General features: G+C 70.0%; 14 protein-coding genes and 2 pseudogenes. 10 read left to right on the top strand and 6 right to left on the bottom strand.

From position 1 onward, the window contains the following. Positions 1–52 precede the first annotated feature (52 nt). A complete protein-coding gene (locus TN53_RS27975; protein WP_046261456.1) occupies positions 53–2,851 on the bottom strand; it encodes a penicillin acylase family protein in 2,799 nt (932 codons plus the stop codon). A 242-nt stretch (positions 2,852–3,093) separates the two neighbouring features. Here TN53_RS27975 and TN53_RS27980 point away from each other — a divergent pair, with 242 nt between their 5' ends. The 4 genes from TN53_RS27980 to TN53_RS27995 all read left to right on the top strand — a co-directional run bounded on the left by TN53_RS27980 (position 3,094) and on the right by TN53_RS27995 (position 7,608). Further along, a complete protein-coding gene (locus TN53_RS27980; RefSeq protein ID WP_046261457.1) occupies positions 3,094–4,635 on the top strand; it encodes a potassium/proton antiporter in 1,542 nt (513 codons plus the stop codon). Between the two features lie 401 nt (positions 4,636–5,036). Beyond that, complete coding sequence (locus TN53_RS27985) at positions 5,037–6,299, top strand: MFS transporter (protein WP_046261458.1); 1,263 nt, start codon at positions 5,037–5,039, stop codon at positions 6,297–6,299. Positions 6,300–6,366: 67 nt separating this feature from the next. Continuing rightward, the gene (locus TN53_RS45650; protein WP_046261459.1) at positions 6,367–6,675 is read left to right on the top strand and encodes an FmdB family zinc ribbon protein; all 309 of its coding nucleotides are present in this window, start codon (positions 6,367–6,369) and stop codon (positions 6,673–6,675) included. A 99-nt stretch (positions 6,676–6,774) separates the two neighbouring features. After that, complete coding sequence (locus TN53_RS27995) at positions 6,775–7,608, top strand: S-methyl-5'-thioadenosine phosphorylase (RefSeq protein WP_046261460.1); 834 nt, start codon at positions 6,775–6,777, stop codon at positions 7,606–7,608. Between the two features lie 55 nt (positions 7,609–7,663). Here TN53_RS27995 and TN53_RS48505 read toward each other — a convergent pair. Next, positions 7,664–7,907: pseudogene (locus tag TN53_RS48505) on the bottom strand (IS200/IS605 family accessory protein TnpB-related protein); the annotation flags it as partial. A gap of 333 nt (positions 7,908–8,240) precedes the next feature. On the opposite strand from TN53_RS48505, the gene TN53_RS28005 reads away from it, so the two are divergent. Both TN53_RS28005 and mscL read left to right on the top strand, forming a co-directional pair. Beyond that, the gene (locus TN53_RS28005) at positions 8,241–8,786 is read left to right on the top strand and encodes a hypothetical protein (protein ID WP_046261462.1); all 546 of its coding nucleotides are present in this window, start codon (positions 8,241–8,243) and stop codon (positions 8,784–8,786) included. 138 nt (positions 8,787–8,924) lie between these two features. Continuing rightward, complete coding sequence (mscL, locus tag TN53_RS28010) at positions 8,925–9,398, top strand: large conductance mechanosensitive channel protein MscL (RefSeq protein WP_046261463.1); 474 nt, start codon at positions 8,925–8,927, stop codon at positions 9,396–9,398. A gap of 43 nt (positions 9,399–9,441) precedes the next feature. Here mscL and TN53_RS45655 read toward each other — a convergent pair whose 3' ends face one another. After that, positions 9,442–9,618, bottom strand: a complete 177-nt coding sequence (locus tag TN53_RS45655; RefSeq protein WP_095046774.1) for a hypothetical protein — start codon at positions 9,616–9,618, stop codon at positions 9,442–9,444. A gap of 169 nt (positions 9,619–9,787) precedes the next feature. Here TN53_RS45655 and TN53_RS28015 point away from each other — a divergent pair, with 169 nt between their 5' ends. Beyond that, positions 9,788–10,993, top strand: coding sequence for a low temperature requirement protein A (locus tag TN53_RS28015; protein WP_046261464.1), 1,206 nt, complete (start codon positions 9,788–9,790; stop codon positions 10,991–10,993). Positions 10,994–11,033: 40 nt separating this feature from the next. Beyond that, entirely contained in the window at positions 11,034–12,062 is a 1,029-nt protein-coding gene (locus tag TN53_RS28020) for a P1 family peptidase (protein ID WP_046261465.1), read from the top strand. A 59-nt stretch (positions 12,063–12,121) separates the two neighbouring features. On the opposite strand, the pseudogene TN53_RS49625 reads toward TN53_RS28020, so the two are convergent. Next, a pseudogene (locus TN53_RS49625) lies at positions 12,122–12,322 on the bottom strand (hypothetical protein); the annotation flags it as partial. Between the two features lie 211 nt (positions 12,323–12,533). Between TN53_RS49625 and TN53_RS28025 the strand changes: the two are divergent. Together TN53_RS28025 and TN53_RS28030 are read left to right on the top strand one after the other, a co-directional pair. After that, positions 12,534–13,754 (top strand): L,D-transpeptidase, encoded by a 1,221-nt coding sequence (locus TN53_RS28025; protein WP_046261475.1) that lies wholly within the window; start codon positions 12,534–12,536, stop codon positions 13,752–13,754. 245 nt (positions 13,755–13,999) lie between these two features. Beyond that, positions 14,000–14,764 (top strand): DUF6227 family protein, encoded by a 765-nt coding sequence (locus TN53_RS28030; protein ID WP_046261466.1) that lies wholly within the window; start codon positions 14,000–14,002, stop codon positions 14,762–14,764. A 27-nt stretch (positions 14,765–14,791) separates the two neighbouring features. On the opposite strand, the gene TN53_RS28035 is transcribed toward TN53_RS28030, so the two are convergent. Both TN53_RS28035 and TN53_RS28040 read right to left on the bottom strand, forming a co-directional pair. After that, positions 14,792–15,043 carry a hypothetical protein gene (locus TN53_RS28035; RefSeq protein ID WP_046261467.1) on the bottom strand — a complete coding sequence of 84 codons (252 nt, stop codon included), beginning with the start codon at positions 15,041–15,043 and terminating at the stop codon, positions 14,792–14,794. A gap of 202 nt (positions 15,044–15,245) precedes the next feature. Further along, positions 15,246–17,366 carry a PTS fructose transporter subunit IIABC gene (locus tag TN53_RS28040; RefSeq protein ID WP_046261468.1) on the bottom strand — a complete coding sequence of 707 codons (2,121 nt, stop codon included), beginning with the start codon at positions 17,364–17,366 and terminating at the stop codon, positions 15,246–15,248. Between the last annotated feature and the right edge of the window lie 68 nt (positions 17,367–17,434).

Below are 17,434 nucleotides of genomic sequence, written 5' to 3' on the forward strand. Positions count from 1 at the left end.
GGGCCCTCCACGCGTGTGTGGAGGGCCCCTTCGACGATTCGCCGTCAGTGGCTCACGGTTTCAGCACCAGTGTGTCGCTCGTGCTCTGGTCGACCGCGTCCTTCGAGAAGGACCAGTCCAGCAGTTCACCCTTGACCCACTTGCCCGTCTGGTCGGTGTAGTGGGCGCTGTAGGCGTGCCCGGAGGCTCCGGTGAGGTTGATCCACTTCGACTTGTCGAGGTCGCCGAGGTTGACCACCATCCGCATCGACGGCACCCAGACGACGCCGTAGCCGCCGGCGGCGTTCCAGCCGGTCGCATTGACCGTGGCCTCGCCGCCGCCGAGCTTCCAGGGGCCGCGGTTGAGCATGTACCGGACGAAGCCGGGGCCCTCGGTGCCGAGCGTCTGGTTCTTCAGGAACAGGCGGTGCAGCCGGCCCCAGCTCCAGGTGTCGATGTCCTTGCCGAGCTTGGCGGTGAGCTCCCAGCGGGCGTCGATCATGGCGCGCTTGAACAGCTGGTCGCGGTTCTCCGCCTTGGGGCGGTCTCCCACCCCGGCGGGCGTCTTCCACCAGTCGCTCTTCTCGTCCTCCATGAGGTTGCGCACGACCTCGAACCAGCGGTCGCCGCCGTCCGGCTGCGCCTGGTCGGCGTCACGCTGGCCGCACTCGCGGACCTTCTCCGCCTCGTCGGCGGGGCCGGTGGTGTTGACGGGGTCGACCCACAGGCACTGGCCCTTGACCCGCAGTTCCTTGGGCAGCTTGTTGCCGAAGGCGAGCTTGAGGATGTTGCGCCAGACCGAGTTGAAGTAAGCGGCGGCCGCCGAGTCGGCGTCCTGGGTGTAGTCCCAGCCCTCCAGCAGCTTCTGCGCCTCGCGGACGTCCTTGTCCTCGATGTCGATCTTCAGCAGCTTGGGCACGAGCAGCTTGGCGATCTCACTGCTGTTGTCCAGCTGCATCTGGCGCATGTCGTCGGTGGAGATCTTGCCGCCGTCGTCGATCTTCGACTTGATCAGGTCGGTGATGCGCTGACTGCGGGCGCCGTAGCCCCAGTCGGTGGTGAGCGTGTAGGGGTACTTGTCCTTGTCGACCACGGCCTGGTTGGCGGTGACGATGTACCCGCGCGCGGGGTCGTACTCGTAGGGGAGCTGGTCCTGCGGGATGTAGCCGGTCCAGCGGTACTTGGAGTCCCAGCCGGGCTGCGGGATCGAGCCGTCCACGCCCTGCGCGCGCGTGGGGATCTTTCCGGGGAGGGTGTAGCCGATGTGGTTCTGGGTGTCGGCGTAGACCAGATTCTGCGACGGCACGTCGAAGAGGGTCGCGGCCGCACGGAAGTCGTTCCAGTTGGTCGCCTTGTCCATCGCGAACACGGCGTCCACGGAGGTGCCCGGGTCCAGGGCGGTCCAGCGCAGGGAGATGCCGTAGCCGTCGCCGCGGTCGGGGGCGGCGGTGTCGACGGTGGCCTTCTTGCCGACCTTGACCAGCTCGTCGTCGCGGTCGGACAGCAGGGGGCCGTTGTTGGTCTCACGGACGACGATCGTCTTGGACTCGCCGCCGGCGACCTTGATGGTCTCCTCGCGCGTGGTGAAGGGCTTCACCTTGTCGTCGTACAGGTAGCCGTTGCTGCTGAGCTTCTCCAGGTAGAGGTCGGTGACGTCGACCCCGGAGTTGGTCATGCCCCAGGAGATGTCCTGGTTGTGCCCGATGACCACGCCGGGCATGCCCGCGAAGGTGTAGCCGGAGACGTCGTACTGGCACTTGCTGGAGAGGGTGCGGCAGTGCAGGCCCATCTGGTACCAGACGGACGGCAGTGAGGCCGACAGGTGCGGGTCGTTGGCCAGCAGCGGCTTGCCGGTGATGGTGTGCGAGCCCGCGACGACCCAGGAGTTCGAGCCGATGCCGTTGCCATTCACGCCGACGGCGGCGGGAAGGTCCTCCAGGACGCCGTAGAGGCCCGAGAGCTGGCTCGTGAGGGCTGTGGTGCCCGAGGCGGACGCGGTGCCCGTGGTGCCGCTCGTGCCCGTGGTGGACGTGCCTGTGCCCGTTCCCGTGCCTGTGCCCGTACCCGTGCCCGAGGTGCTGCTGCCCTGCTCGAACGTCTTCGTCAGCTCGTCGTACTGGCCCTCCTGGACGATCGCCTTGTTGCGGCCGTACGGGTAGCCCGGGTACAGGTCCTCGATCTGCTTGGGGCCGAGGCGGCTGGTGAGCAGGGCGCGGTCGACCTCGTCCTGCATGTTGCCGCGCAGGTCCCAGGCCATCGCCTTCAGCCAGGACACCGAGTCGACCGGGGTCCACTGCTCGGGCTTGTAGTCGTTGGCGAAGCCCAGCACCGCGTACTCGAGGGAGATCTCCTCGCCGTCCTTGCCCTGCAGGTAGGCGTTGACTCCCTTGGCGTACGCCTGGAGGTACTTCTTGGTGGAGGCCGACAGCTTGGTGTCGTACTCCTTCTTCGCGACCCGGTCCCAGCCGAGCGTGCGCAGGAACTCATCGTTCTTGACCTGGCCCGTGCCGAACATCTCCGACAGGCGCCCGGAGGTCATGTGGCGGCGCACATCCATCTCGTAGAACCGGTCCTGCGCCTGGACGTAGCCCTGCGCCATGAACAGGTCCTCGTCGGAGGAGGCGTAGATCTGCGGGATGCCGTAGCCGTCGCGCTTCACGTCGACCGGTCCGGACAGGCCCTCGAGCGTGATCGAACCCTTGGTCTGCGGGAAGGAGGCACGGACGGTGCTGATGGACCAGTACGCCCCGTAGGCGACGCCCCCGATGATGGCCAGTACCAGGACGAGGACGATCAGACGGGCTTTGCGCCCCTTTTTCCTGCCGGACTTGCCGGGCTTCGGACCCGATGAGGCGGTGGTGTTGGGGGGCATCGCTGTCCTTGCTGTCCTAACGCGAGCGGCAGGCGGGGCTGTGACTTTGAATGAGCGCTGGAGCAACCATAGGCGCAGGGCCCGACGCCACTTGACGCGGAGTCGGGTACCAGCACGGACGGACGTTCGATCTTGCCTTCAGGAGTGTCAAGAAATCGTCAAGAGTTAGGTAAGGTAACGAAGTACTTGGATGCGGAGGTCCACCTCTTCGTGTCCTATGTACGTGAGCCCACGCGCGCGTGATGCCCGTGGGCCAGGGAAGGGAACAGCCGCTGACCGTCCACGACCTCAACCAGCTTCTGCTCGTCTGCTCGCTCGTCCTGCTCGTCGCCGTCGCAGCGGTCCGGATCTCCTCGCGCAGCGGGCTCCCCAGCCTGCTCGTATATCTGGGCATCGGCGTCGCCATGGGCCAGGACGGCGTCGGCGACATCCACTTCAACAACGCCGAGCTGACCCAGGTCATCGGATACGCGGCCCTGGTCGTGATCCTGGCCGAGGGCGGACTGGGCACGAAGTGGAAGGAGGTCAAGCCCGCGCTGCCGTCCGCCACCGCGCTGGCGCTGGTCGGGGTCGCGGTGAGCGTCGGGGTCACGGCGACAGCCGCGCACTATCTCGTCGGGCTGGAGTGGCGCCAGGCGCTCATCATCGGGGCGGTCGTGTCCTCGACGGACGCGGCGGCGGTCTTCTCCGTACTGCGCAAGATCCCTCTCCCCGCGCGCGTGACGGGCACGCTGGAGGCCGAGTCCGGCTTCAACGACGCCCCCGTGGTCATCCTGGTCGTCGCCTTCTCCACCGCGGGCCCGGTCGAGCACTGGTACATGCTCCTCGGCGAGATAACCCTGGAACTGGCCATCGGCACCGCCATCGGTATCGCGATCGGCTGGCTGGGCTCCTGGGGCCTCAGGCATGTCGCGCTGCCCGCCTCCGGCCTCTATCCGATCGCCGTCATGGCGATCGCCGTGACGGCGTACGCGGCCGGCGCGCTGGCGCACGGCAGCGGCTTCATCGCCGTCTACCTCGCCTCCATGATGCTGGGCAACGCCAAGCTGCCGCACTGGCCCGCCACACGCGGTTTCGCCGAAGGACTCGGCTGGATCGCCCAGATCGGCATGTTCGTCCTGCTCGGCCTGCTGGTCACCCCGCACGAGCTGGGCGACGACGTGTGGCCCGCCCTCGTCATCGGCCTGGTGCTGACCATGGTCGCGCGGCCGCTGAGCGTCGTGCTGTGCCTGACGCCGTTCCGGGTGCCGTGGCAGGAGCAGACCCTCATGTCCTGGGCCGGGCTGCGCGGCGCCGTGCCCATCATCCTGGCGACGATCCCCATGGTGAACGGTGTCGACGGCAGCCGCCGCATCTTCAACATCGTCTTCGTCCTGGTCGTCGTCTACACCCTGGTCCAAGGACCGACGCTGCCCTGGCTCGCGCGTCAGCTGCGTCTGGGCGGGGACGCGGAGGCCGCCGACCTCGGCATCGAGTCGGCGCCTCTGGAGCGGCTGCGCGGACACCTGCTGTCCGTCGCGATCCCCGACGGCTCGAAGATGCACGGCGTCGAGGTCAACGAGCTGCGGCTGCCGGCCGGGGCCGCCGTCACCCTCGTCGTCCGCGATGGAGAATCGTTCGTTCCGCTGCCCACGACGGTGCTGCGGCGCGGGGACGAGCTGCTGGTGGTCGCCACGGATCCCGTGCGGGACGCCGCGGAGCGGCGGCTGCGCGCGGTGGGGCACAACGGAAAGCTGGCCGGGTGGCTGGGCACCAACGGGAACGGGAAGACGCCGCGGCGCTGACCGGGCGGCGCGGCCTCGGAGGTGGGGGCGCGGGTGCGTTCGGCGGTGCGCGCCGTGGGGGCGCGCACGGCTTGTGCAGGAGCGCACAATCTCGATGCGCGCCGCGCGCTCCACGTCGCCCCATGTCGTTAAGGGCGCGTTTCGTACGGTTCACACCCCCGATAATCGCAGGTGAACACGGCTCATGGTGCTCGTTTTCACAGGCGCACCAGGCGTTGATCCCTGTACGATGAAGGCGCATTCTGATCGAACCAACTCTGCCTGACGCATTGCTGGCGCGACCGTATGGCGGCCGAAACGCCCCTCCGCAGTGGGCCCGGTATCTACCGCAGTGCGCGCAAGAGGACAGCTCTCGGCGCCCCCGCACAGGCGCGCTACCAGGCGGCAGAAAGGCACGGGCCGTGGCATCCACGGTCACCGCACGCCCGGGATACGGGCAGCTGCTGCGCACCCGCGGCGCCTGGACGTTCCTGCTCCCCGGCTTCGCGGCACGTCAGCCGTTCGCGATGCTGACGATCTCCATCGTGCTGCTCGTGCAGCACACCACCGGCTCGTACGGCGCGGCGGGCGCCGCCGCGGCCGTCACCGGCGTCTCCATGGCACTGTTCGCGCCCTACAGCGGGCGCCTCGCCGACCGCCACGGGCAGCGCGCCGTGCTGATCCCCGGCGTGATCGTGCACACGGCGTCAGGTCTGACGCTGACGGCACTCGCGCTCTCGCACGCGCCCCTGTGGGCGCTGTTCGCCGCGGCCGTCCCCACCGGCGCCTCGGTGCCGCAGGTCGGTCCCATGGTGCGCGCGCGCTGGGGCGTGAAGCTCCAGGGCTCGCCCCTCATGACCACCGCGGCGGCCTTCGAGTCCGTCACGGACGAGCTGACCTTCGTCTTCGGCCCGCTGCTGGCCACCGCGCTGTGCACCGCCGTCGACCCGGCCGCGGGCCTGCTGACGGAGTCGGCACTGACCCTGCTCGGCGGTCTGCTGTTCGCCGCGCAGAAGAGCACGCAGCCACTGGTCACCCTCGACGGGCACGCACGCGTGGAGCACGGTTCCGCGCTGCGCGTGCCTGGCGTGCGCGTGCTGATCGTGACGTTCCTGGGCATCGGCTCCGTCTTCGGCGGTATGCAGGTCTCGCTGGCCGCGTTCACCGATTCGATCGGCGAGCCCGGTCTGAACGGTGTCCTGTACGGCGTCTTCGCCGCGGGCAACATGCTCTCCGGGATCGTCTGCGGTGCCATCGCGTGGAAGGTGGCTCCGCAGCAGCGCCTCGTGGTCGGGTACGGCGCGCTCGCGCTGGTGGCCTCCGGACTGTGGGCCGCGCACTCGGTGCTCGCGCTCGCCGGGCTCGGCCTCCTGGTCGGCATGTGCATCGCGCCCGCGCTGATCACCGGCTACACGCTGGTGGAGAGCCTGGTGCCGGCCGGTGCCCGTACCGAGGCCTTCACCTGGCTGACCGGCGCGGTGGCGCTCGGCCAGGCGGCCGCCGTCACGGCTGCCGGACAGCTGGAGGACCGCTTCTGGAACGGTGCAGGGTTCCTCGTCCCGATGGTCGGCACACTGCTCGCCCTGGCGACCCTGCTGGCCCTCCGGTCACGCCTGACGACACGCCCCCGGACCCGGACCGTCGCACGTGGCGTCGGTCACCGCGTGCCGGTGGCGGTGGACTGATCCTCGGGAATACGTCACTATGGACCCTCGTTAGCACTCAATGAGTGAGAGTGCCAGGAGGAAGACAGTGCCGACCTACCAGTACCAGTGCACCGAGTGCGGCGAGGGCCTCGAGGCGGTGCAGAAGTTCACCGACGACGCTCTGACCGAGTGCCCCAACTGCCAGGGCCGCCTCAAGAAGGTGTTCTCCGCAGTCGGCATCGTCTTCAAGGGCTCCGGCTTCTACCGCAACGACAGCCGCGGCTCCTCGTCGAGCAGCTCGCCGGCGTCGAAGCCTTCGACGTCGACGCCTTCTTCGTCCACCTCGACGTCGTCGTCCTCGGACTCGAAGTCGTCGAGCACCGGCACCTCCTCCAGCAGCACCTCCGCCGCCTAGAGACGCACTCACGGGACCCTGTTGTCGTACGACGACAGGGTCCTCGGTGTTTGCGGAGCTCTTCTCTGCCCGCTGCCGGGGCCAGCTAGTGTGCGGGTCATGGCGAACGCAGAGATCGGCGTAATCGGCGGCTCGGGCTTCTACTCGTTCCTCGACGACGTGACCGAGATCCAGGTGGACACCCCGTACGGACCGCCCAGTGACTCCCTGTTCCTCGGTGAGATAGCGGGCCGTCGGGTCGCCTTCCTGCCCCGGCACGGACGCGGCCACCATCTGCCGCCGCACCGGATCAACTACCGCGCCAATCTGTGGGCGCTGCGGTCGGTCGGGGCACGCCAGGTCCTCGGTCCGTGTGCGGTGGGCGGGCTGCGCCCCGAGTACGGGCCGGGCACGCTGCTCGTGCCGGATCAGCTGGTCGACCGTACGAAGTCCCGCGCGGGGACGTACTTCGACGGGCTGGCGCTGCCGGGCGGCAGCCTGCCCAACGTGGTGCACGTGTCGCTGGCCGACCCCTACTGCCCCGTCGGGCGGGCGGCCGCGCTGAAGGCCGCGCACGGCCGGGACTGGGAGGCGGTGGACGGCGGGACCCTGGTCGTGATCGAGGGGCCGCGCTTCTCGACGCGTGCCGAATCGTTGTGGCACCGGGCGCAGGGCTGGTCGGTGGTGGGTATGACCGGGCACCCCGAGGCGGCGCTCGCCCGTGAACTCGAGCTCTGCTACACGTCGTTGACCCTGGTCACGGACCTCGACGCGGGCGCCGAGACCGGTGAGGGCGTCTCGCACGACGAGGTGCTGCGGGTGTTCGCGGCGAACGTGGACCGGCTGCGGGGGGTGCTGTTCGACGCGGTGGCCGCGCTGCCGGCGAACGAAGAGCGGGACTGCCTGTGCACAACGGCGCTGGGCGGCATGGATCCCGGGTTCGAACTGCCGTAGCGCTGCGGAGAACAGCACCGTTCCTGAAGACTGAGCGGGAGTGAGTCCTGTTGCCCCACCGCGACGACGACACAGCCGTCAGAGCCCGCTTACGCGCGGCCCACGTCTCCGCGGAATGTTCCAGGCCCCGCCGAGCACCGCACTTTCAAGTCCTGGGAGGCGAGAGAGCCGAGGTGCGCACCGACCAGCGCGAGCACCTTCTCATCGGCGGGCGTGAGCTGCTTGAGCCTCGTACGGGCCGCCACCCCCGAGGGGCCGGGCACGACAAACGACGCTGCAAGCTCCCGCAACCCGCCCATCCCACAACCCCATACGGTCCCCAGAAAACCCGGTCATCACATGAACGAGCCCCGCCCGGAAAGGTCACACATTCGACGAACGAACTCCGATCCCCCTCTCAGGACGGCAACCCCCAGCCACCCGCCCAGACCCTCCGCCTCACTCACACACACCAGAACGCACCCGCGCTCAGCCAAACCCCAACAGTTCCCGGCCCCTGCACGGGCGGAACTGCTCGTTCGAGTGAGGGAGTTGTCCACAACCGGTAGGTGATCCACCTGTCTCGGCGGGGGACGGCGCGAGGCCTCATCGTGGCCTTGCAAGCCGATTCCTCGTGACAGGTGGTGGTTCCCGTGTCCTTCGCTCCGTCTCCCCCGCCCTTCTCCCCCCTTGCTCCGCGCCCGCCGGGCACCGACGCTCCCGCGACGTGCGAGGTGCCGCACTTCGCTCCCGTGCGGGTGCGCGGCGGGCGGCATCAACTGGCCAGGCTCGTACGGCACCGCAGGCGGGCCGTGGCAGCGGGCCTGGCCGTCACCGCGGCCGCGCTGGTGGCCGTCGGTCCGGGCGACGCCGACGGGGGGCGCGGGCATCCCGTGGTCGAGCCGGTGCGGGAGCGTCACGCCGTGGAGATGGTGACGGCACCGGTGCGGATCGCCGACGGTGCCACGGTGCTGCTGTTGCGGCCCGGTGACCGGGTGGACGTGATCGCCGCCGGGACGACGGCGACAGGAGGCGACGCCCAGGTGCTCGCGCGCGGGGCGCGGGTGAAGAAGGTGCCGGAGCCTCTGGAGGGTGCCACGGAGAGCGGGGCGCTGGTCGTGCTCTCGGTGCCGCGTCCGATCGCGGTGCGTCTCGCGGGCGCGAGCGCCACGGCACGGCTGGCGGTGACACTGTGCTGAGCTGTGCGGTCCGTCTGTTGCGCGGATTACTGTCAAGGCCCTCGTTCGAGCTACCCAATTGGACAGGGTCGCCTCGCGTTGACGTAGGTTGCGGAGCTGTTTGTTCCACAACCTGTGCGCGCGAGGAGAGTCCCCTAGGTGAGCGAGAAGAAGCCGAGCGTCTGGGAGGGCTTCAAGGCCTTCCTGATGCGCGGGAACGTCGTCGATCTGGCAGTAGCGGTGGTCATCGGCGCCGCCTTCACCAACGTCGTCAACTCGGTGGTGAAAGGCGTGATCAACCCGCTGGTCGGGGCGATCGGCACCAAGAACCTCGACAGCTACAGCTCGTGTCTGAAGGACCCGTGCAAGGTGTCGGCGGACGGTACCGTGCTGAGCGGCATCCCGATCAGATGGGGCACCGTGCTCGGCGCGACGCTCAGCTTCGTGATCACCGCGGCGGTCGTCTACTTCCTGATGGTTCTGCCGATGTCGAAGTACCTGGCTCGGATGGAGGCCCGCCGGAAGGCGAAGGAGGGCACGCACGAGGTCATCGAGGTGACCGAGCTGGAGGTCCTCAAGGAGATCCGCGACGCGCTGGTCGCGCAGCGGGGGTCCGGGCACGACGAGCGGTAACGGCCACGCCTCGCCTCCTCTGCGCGGCGGCCGTGCGGCGCGGTCAGAGGTGGTGGGGCGGCTTCTCGTCGAGGAAGCGCTTCAGGTCGGCCGCGCTGTCGGCGCCGGGTCGCTCGCCCCAGCCGCGGTCCGTGTCGTCCGAGGACTGCTGGTCCAGCGGGTCGTCGAAGATCAGCGACGGCTTCGGGGCGCGCGGCTCGCGGTCGGGGGCGGTGCTCATGCGTCCAGGGTACGGCCCCGGGGGCGACGACCGTCCTGGTCGTTCCCGGCGGCAGTCATGGTCCGCGCCTTCCGTACCGCCTCGTCGTACGGATGAAAGCCTTGGGACCCGCACACGTTTGCGAATCCGTCGCAAGACGTTCTGGCCCGTATCTGCTGTGCTTGGACTCATGACGTCCAGTTCGACTCCCTCCCCGGCGCCCTTGGGCAGGCTCACCGCCCGCGGCCGCGAGGAGGCCCACCGGGTCGCCTCGCCCCTGGAACTCTTCTTCGACCTGTGTTTCGTCGTGGCCATCGCCCAGGCGGGCGTGCAACTCGTGCACTCCGTGGCCGAGTCGCACGCGGGCGAAGGGATCCTCAACTATGCGATGGTCTTCTTCGCCATCTGGTGGGCCTGGATGAACTTCTCCTGGTTCGCCTCGGCGTACGACAACGACGACGTCCTCTACCGGGTCGTCACCCTGGTCCAGATCGCCGGCGTGCTGGTGCTCGCGGCCGGGGTCTCCAAGGCGTTCGAGGACCATGACTTCCTGGTCGTCTGGCTGGGCTACGTGATCATGCGGCTCGCCATGTCGACGCAGTGGCTGCGCGTGGCGAGATCGAGCGAGGGCCCGGAGAGAACGACGGCCCTGCGCTACGCAGGCGGCGTGCTGCTCTGCCTCGTCGGCTGGCTGGGGCTGCTGATCCTGCCCGAGGGCGGGCGGCCCTGGGTGTTCCTGGTGATGGCGGTCCTCGAGATGTGCGTGCCGCGGTACGCGGAGAAGGGCTTCCCCACGTCCTGGCATCCGCACCACATCTCCGAGCGCTACGGCCTGTTCACGATCATCGTGCTCGGCGAGACGATCGCCGCGGCCACCGTCGCCGTGAAGTCGGGCGTGGACGAGAACGACGCGCTCGGTGAACTGCTGCCGATCGCCGCGGGTGGGCTGCTGATCATCTTCTCCGCGTGGTGGATCTACTTCGTCGTGCCGATCCACGGCCATCTGCGCTCCAACAAGCAGGCCTTCCTGTGGGGTTACGGCCACTACCTGATCTTCGCCTCGGCGGCCGCGGTCGGCGCCGGCCTGGAGGTGGCCGTCGAGCAGGCGGTGGGCAAGGCGCATATCTCCACGCTGGCCGCGTCGGCCGCCGTGACCCTGCCGACCGCGCTCTACCTGCTCACCGTCTGGGCCCTGCACTCGCGTCACTTCAAGGTGGGCATCGCCCAGCAACTGGTACTGCCGACCACGGCGTTCCTCGTGATCCTCTGCACGTTTTTGGGTGACTGGGCCGTGCTCACGTCGGGCATCGTCTCGGCGCTCGCGGTGGCGACCGGGGTGACGCTGACGGCGCGCATGGCGACCCGGGAGAGGAAAGAGGCGACCCCGGTCGTGTGACGTCCTGGGACGGCGCCGGTGCCTGGACGAGACTGGTCCCATGACAGTTGACGCTCTGACCGACGTCACCGGCGTGCGCGTGGGACACGCGACGCGCGTCGGCGACGGTTGGCTCACCGGTACCACCGTCGTGCTCGCCCCTGAGGGCGGTGCCGTCGCCGCCGTGGATGTGCGCGGCGGCGGACCCGGCACCAAGGAGACCGACGCCCTCGACCCGCGCAATGTCGTGCAGAAGGTCGAGGCGATCGTGCTGACCGGCGGCAGCGCGTACGGGCTCGACGCCGCGTCCGGCGTGATGGCATGGCTGGAGGAGCAGGGGCGCGGAGTGCCTGTCGGGGTGGATCCGGCGCACGTCGTTCCCGTCGTACCCGCCGCCTGCGTCTTCGACCTGGCGCGGGGTGGTGACTTCCGGGCCCGGCCCGATGCGGCCACGGGCCGGGCCGCGGTCGAGGCGGCCGCGGCGAGCGCGGTCGGTGCGGTGGTGCGGGAAGGGAGCGTGGGCGCGGGTACCGGCGCCGTGGTCGGGGCGATGAAAGGCGGAGTGGGTACCGCGAGCACCGTTCTCGACTCGGGGATCACGGTCGCCGCGCTGGTGGTGGCCAACGCCGCGGGCTCCGTGGTGGAGCCCGGAAAAGGCCTCCTGTACGGGGAGTTGCTCCAGGGGCGCGTCGACCCTCCGGAGCCGCGCGTCCACGAGGCCGCGCGCCGGCGCCTCGCGGAGACCGCGGCGGAGAACGCGGCGCCTCTGCTGAACACCACGCTCGCCGTTGTCGCCACCGACGCGCAACTGTCCAAGGCGCAGGCGCAGAAGCTCGCCGGAACGGCGCACGACGGCATCGCCCGCGCCGTGCGACCCGTGCACCTCCTCCACGACGGCGACACGGTGTTCACGCTGGCGACGGGACAGCGCGCGCTCGACGCCGAGCACCCGCTCGCGCTCAACCCGCTGCTCGAGGCCGGCGCCGACGTGGTGACGCGCGCGATCGTGCGGGCCGTGCGCGCGGCCGAGTCGGTGGACGGTCCGGGCGGGGTGTGGCCGTCGTACGGGGAGTTGTACGGGGGGCGGTGACGGGGCTCCGCCGACCGCATCGGGTCCGGAGCCGGTGGTGAACTGCTGGGCGCGGGGGCGGAACACGGCATGCCGTGCAGGACGGCGCCGTCGAGCGCCGCGGCGGCCGCCGCGGCCACGCCCACGGCGTCCATCGGGCGGTCCATGTCGGGCTGCGGCACCGAAGAGCGCCGAGGGCGGCCGCGACGCCGTGCGAGGGCCTCATGCTCGGCGCTGTCGGGGTCGTACGCCTCGGGGGGCGACCCGCGCCTGCGGGTGCGCGGCCGCCCCACCCGTCCGGGGCAGCCGCCGCGGCGCGCTCGGCTCCGGCACCCGCAGGCCCGCGTGTGGCGCGTTTCGTACGGACGATTGTCCCGGTTGTGTCACGTGATGGCGTTCACGGCTGCCGGAGGGAACCCGACCGGTCATGGATTCGCTCTTTCTCCACGCATGGGAGCGGATCACGCACATCACACGAACCTGGAGAATCTCGTGACAACGCCGGACATATCAGCGCGGCGCGCATTCGGGGCCTGTGCCGTCCTGGCGGTCGGCGCCCTCACCCTCACCGCCTGCGGGGGCGGCGCAGATGCCGGGAAGGACGACGGCAAGGCGGGCGGGGACTCCGCCAAGACGTCCGAGGCGAAGATCGCCATATCGGCCAAGGACGGTTCGACGGGTGCGTCGATCAACACGACGGGCGTGAAGGTCAGCGACGGCGAGCTGACCGACGTGAAGATGACCGTTGCGGGGACGGGGCAGTCGGTGCCCGGGTTCATCTCGGCGAACGGCGGCAGTTGGACGCCGAAGGAGCAGTTGGAGCGCGGGACGAAGTACGAGATATCGGCGAGCGCGAAGGACTCCGACGGGCGGACCACCGCAGCCGACGCGACCTTCACGACGGTCAGCAAGGCGAACAGCTTCATCGGGACGTACACACCGGACAACGGGACGACGGTGGGCGTCGGGATGCCGGTGTCGTTCACCTTCGACAAGGCGATCAGCGACAAGAAGGCCGTGCAGTCGCACATCACGGTCTCGTCCAGCAGCGGGCAGAAGGTCGTCGGGCACTGGTTCGGCTCGCAGCGGATCGACTTCCGGCCCGAGGAGTACTGGAAGGCCGGCTCCAAGGTCACGATGAAGATCGACCTGGACGGCGTCGAGGGCGCGAACGACGCCTTCGGGGTGCAGAAGAAGACCGTCACCTTCACGATCGGGCGGTCTCAGGTCTCCACGGTCGACGCCGACACCCAGACCATGACGGTCGTGCGCGACGGGAAGACCCTCAAGAAGGTGCCGATCTCGACGGGCGACGCGCAAAACACCACGTACAACGGCCAGATGGTGATCTCCGAGAAGTTCCAGAAGCTGCGCATGGACAGCCGGACGGTCGGGCTCGCCAACGCCTACGACATCCCGGACGTGCCGCACGCGATGCGGCTGACGCAGTCGGGGACGTTCATCCACGGCAACTACTGGTACAACAAGGGCAACCCGCCCTTCGGCCGGCAGGGCACCAGTCACGGCTGCGTCGGACTGCAGGACGTCCAGGGCGGACAGGGCGACACGAACGCCAAGTGGTTCTACGACAACTCCGTCGCCGGCGATGTCGTGATCGTCAAGAATTCCCCCGACAAGACGGTGTCGCCGGACAACGGGCTCAACGGCTGGAACATGTCGTGGACCGAGTGGGTCGCGGGAAGCGCCGGATGAACGCCCGCTGAGCGCCCGCTGAGCACCGGGGCGCACGCCGGCAGCGGTGCGCCGCCCGGGGCGCCATGACGCGGCAAGTGCCTTCTGACCGGCGGGTTTTGACGGACCTTCGGGTCGTGTGGGAACTTCTCACGCGGCCCGAGCGTTTTCTGTGCGCACGTTTTCTCGGTTCCCGGACATGATGTCCGACCGAGGGGCTACGGTATGCACCCACAAGGTGACATGCAGCAACGCCGGGAGAAACCTTGAGCGTTCCGTACGAGACAGCAGCGTACGAGCCACGCGAGTCGCCCGAGTCTCCGGAGGAGCACCTCGCGCGACTCCTCGGCCGCGCGCTGAACTCCTTCGAGCTGCCCGACGAGACGATACGGCGACTCGACTGCGCGCTCGCGCACGACAGCTCGCTGCACTCCGCGCACCACAGCGCGGGGCTGCACCGCGAGACGTACCGCCACACCTGGCTGCTCGCCGACGGCTCGGCACTCACCCTCTGGGAGCTGGTCCACAACACCGCGCCGGGCAGCGTCCCGCAGCACGAGGTGTACGTCGACGAGGAGGAGCTGCGCGCCGCCACGGCACGGCTGCCGCTGCCGCCGGACGCACCGGACTTCGAGCTGCCGGTGACGGTGCAGCTGTCGCCGATCCCCGCGCCCCGGCACGCGTACGTGCCCGACGACTCGGCGGATCACGCGCGCAGGCTCCTGCGCCGCGCGGAGAACCCGGACCAGCCGGGCACGGAGACGGCCTCGCTGCTGACGACGGCGTTCGCGCACCAGATCACGCAGGCTTTCGGACGGCCGTGCCGTGCGGGGCGGATCGGGCTGTGCTTCTCGCTCTACGAGCACGCGTTCCTGCTGCGCGACGGCAAAGAGATCTCCCTGTGGGAGGTCGAGCACACGGCCACGCCCGACGGGCGGCACATGTGCGAGGTGTACGTCTCCGAGGACGCGGCGCGCGATGCGATGGAGCGGCGCGCGGCGCGGGTGTCGTCACGCACGCCACGCACCTGAGGCTCGCGCCTCGCCTCGGCCGCTTGGTCAGCGACCGTCGCTGAGCTGTCGCACCAGTCCCGCGAACGCGTCGTGTTCCGCCGGAGTCAGCTGGACGGACTCCCGTTCGGGACCGGCCTGCCGCTGGTACGGGAGGGCCGGGAGAAGGGCGGAGGTCCGCCACGGGGCGGCCTCGCGGCTGCGGCGCAGGACGCGGGTCAGGCCGATCGCCCAGACGACGGTCGCCAGGGCGAGGACGGCCATGCCCGTCAGCTGGTAGATCGAGACGTGCTCAGGCATGCGCCCCAGTAGACACCACGGTCCGGGACTTTGGCCCCGGACCGTGACGTATCTCGCAGGTGCCGTGAACAACTCACAGCCACCCAAAGGGACATAGGGACGATGAAACGGCTGCGGCCGGTCGCAGCCCCGTCCCGCCAGGGCTGCCACCGGCCTGCCTTGCCGGGGCGGGCCATGTGCGCCCGCCCCCGCCTCCCGCCGCTTACGCCGCCACGGGCTGCTTCGCCTGCGCCGCCGGAGCCGCCGCGGACTCGTCGGAGCCGGTGGCCGCGCCGTCCGGGGCCGTCTTGCGCAGGCCCTTGAGGACGATGACCAGGCCTGCCGTGATCGCCGTACCGATGGCGATGGCCAGCAGGTACAGGAACGGCTTGCCGATCAGGAAGGTGACCCAGATGCCGCCGTGCGGGGCGCGCAGGGTCGAGCCGAAGGCCATGGTGAGCGCGCCGGTGACCGCGCCGCCCGCCATGGAGGCGGGGATGACGCGCAACGGGTCGGCCGCGGCGAACGGGATCGCGCCCTCGGAGATGAAGGAGGCGCCGAGGATCCAGGCCGCCTTGCCGTTCTCGCGCTCGGTGGTGGTGAACAGCTTCTTGCGGACAGTCGTCGCGAGGGCCATGCCGAGCGGGGGCACCATGCCGGCGGCCATCACGGCGGCCATGACCTTCATCGCGGAGTCGCTCGGGTCCTGCACGGCGATACCGGCGGTGGCGAAGGCGTACGCGACCTTGTTGACCGGGCCGCCCAGGTCGAAGCACATCATCAGGCCGAGGAGGACGCCGAGGAGGATGGCGTTGGTGCCGGAGAGGCCGTTGAGCCAGTCCGTCATCGCCTTCTGGGCCTCGGCGATCGGCTTGCCGATCACGATGAACATCAGGAAGCCGACGACGATCGACGAGACCAGCGGGATCACGACCACCGGCATGATGCCGCGCATCACCGGCGGGATCTTGATCCGCTGGATACCGAGGACGACCGCACCGGCCAGCAGACCGGCGACCAGGCCGCCGAGGAAGCCTGCGGCGATGTTGACGGAGATCATGCCGCCGACGAAGCCGGGCACGAGGCCTGGCCGGTCCGCCATGCCGTAGGCGATGTAGCCGGCGAGGACGGGGATCAGGAAGCCGAAGGCGACGCCGCCGATCTGGAAGAGCAGCGCGCCCCAGCTGTCGACCTGGCCCCAGTCGAAGTGCTCCATGACCGGCTTGGCCTCGTTGATCTGGTAGCCGCCGATCGCGAAGCCGAGGGCGATCAGCAGACCGCCGGCCGCGACGAACGGGACCATGTAGCTCACGCCGGTCATCAGCCACTTGCGCAGCTTGGTGCCGTAGCTGTCGCCGGCGGTCCCCGCCCGCTCGACGGGCGTGGAGCCGGTTCCGGGCGCCCCGGTCACCTCACCGCGCGCCGCCTTCCCGCGCACCTCGCCGATCAGCTCCGCAGGACGGTTGATGCCCGCCTTCACGCCGACGTCGACGGTCGGCTTGCCGGCGAAGCGGTCCTTGTCGCGTACGGGGACGTCATGGGCGAAGATCACGCCGTCCGCCGCCGCGATGACGGCCGGGTCGAGCCGGGTGAAGCCGGCCGAGCCCTGCGTCTCGACGACGAGTTCGACGCCCGCCTCGCGGCCCGCGTTCTCCAGCGACTCGGCCGCCATGTACGTGTGGGCGATGCCGGTCGGACAGGACGTGACGGCGACGATCCGGAAGGGGCGCTCGCCCTCACCGGACGAACTGCCCGTGGCGGCATCGGCGGAGGCCGCCCCCGACGCCGCCACGGAGTCTGCGGAGGCGCCCACGGAGGCACCCACGGCGCTCTTGGCGCCCTCGGAGGCACCGCCCGCGCCTGCGCCGGCGGAAGCACCCGCGTCCCCGGTGTCCGCGGCCGGCGCGTCCCCGCGGATCAGCGCCGCCGCACCCGTCGCGTCCCCCGCCGACCGCAGGGCGTCGGTGAACTCGGCGTTCATCAACTGCCGCGCCAGCGAGGACAGGATCGTCAGATGGGCATCGTCGGCACCGGCGGGCGCCGCGATCAGGAAGATCAGGTCGGCGGGACCGTCCGGCGCGCCGAAGTCGATCCCGGCCGCACTGCGCCCGAAGGCGAGCGTCGGCTCGGTGACGTGCTCGCTGCGGCAGTGCGGGATGCCGATGCCGCCGTCGAGACCGGTCGGCATCTGTGCCTCGCGGGCGGCCACGTCGGCGAGGAAGCCCTCCAGGTCGGTCACCCGGCCCAGGGTCACCATGCGTCGGGCGAGGGCGCGTGCCGCCGCTTCCTTGGTGTCGGCGGACAGGTCGAGATCGACCAGGTCCGCGGTGATCATGTCGCTCATCGCGGGCTCCTTCGCACGCGTATCGCCCGGGGGGAGAGGTGGGCGAGGGCGGGGGTGGAGACATGGCC

This window comes from Streptomyces sp. WM6386 (assembly GCF_000972385.1).
GTDB lineage: Bacteria > Actinomycetota > Actinomycetes > Streptomycetales > Streptomycetaceae > Streptomyces.

Bases quoted from the DNA above. Each gene is read 5' to 3' on its own strand.
- TN53_RS28020 (WP_046261465.1), top strand. From the start codon at position 11,034: ATGACAGTTGACGCTCTGACCGACGTCACCGGCGTGCGCGTGGGACAC.
- TN53_RS27995 (WP_046261460.1), top strand. From the start codon at position 6,775: ATGGCGAACGCAGAGATCGGCGTAATCGGCGGCTCGGGCTTCTACTCG.
- TN53_RS28015 (WP_046261464.1), top strand. From the start codon at position 9,788: ATGACGTCCAGTTCGACTCCCTCCCCGGCGCCCTTGGGCAGGCTCACC.
- TN53_RS27975 (WP_046261456.1), bottom strand. From the start codon at position 2,851: ATGCCCCCCAACACCACCGCCTCATCGGGTCCGAAGCCCGGCAAGTCC.
- TN53_RS45655 (WP_095046774.1), bottom strand. From the start codon at position 9,618: ATGAGCACCGCCCCCGACCGCGAGCCGCGCGCCCCGAAGCCGTCGCTG.
- TN53_RS28035 (WP_046261467.1), bottom strand. From the start codon at position 15,043: ATGCCTGAGCACGTCTCGATCTACCAGCTGACGGGCATGGCCGTCCTC.
- TN53_RS27980 (WP_046261457.1), top strand. From the start codon at position 3,094: ATGCCCGTGGGCCAGGGAAGGGAACAGCCGCTGACCGTCCACGACCTC.
- TN53_RS28040 (WP_046261468.1), bottom strand. From the start codon at position 17,366: ATGAGCGACATGATCACCGCGGACCTGGTCGATCTCGACCTGTCCGCC.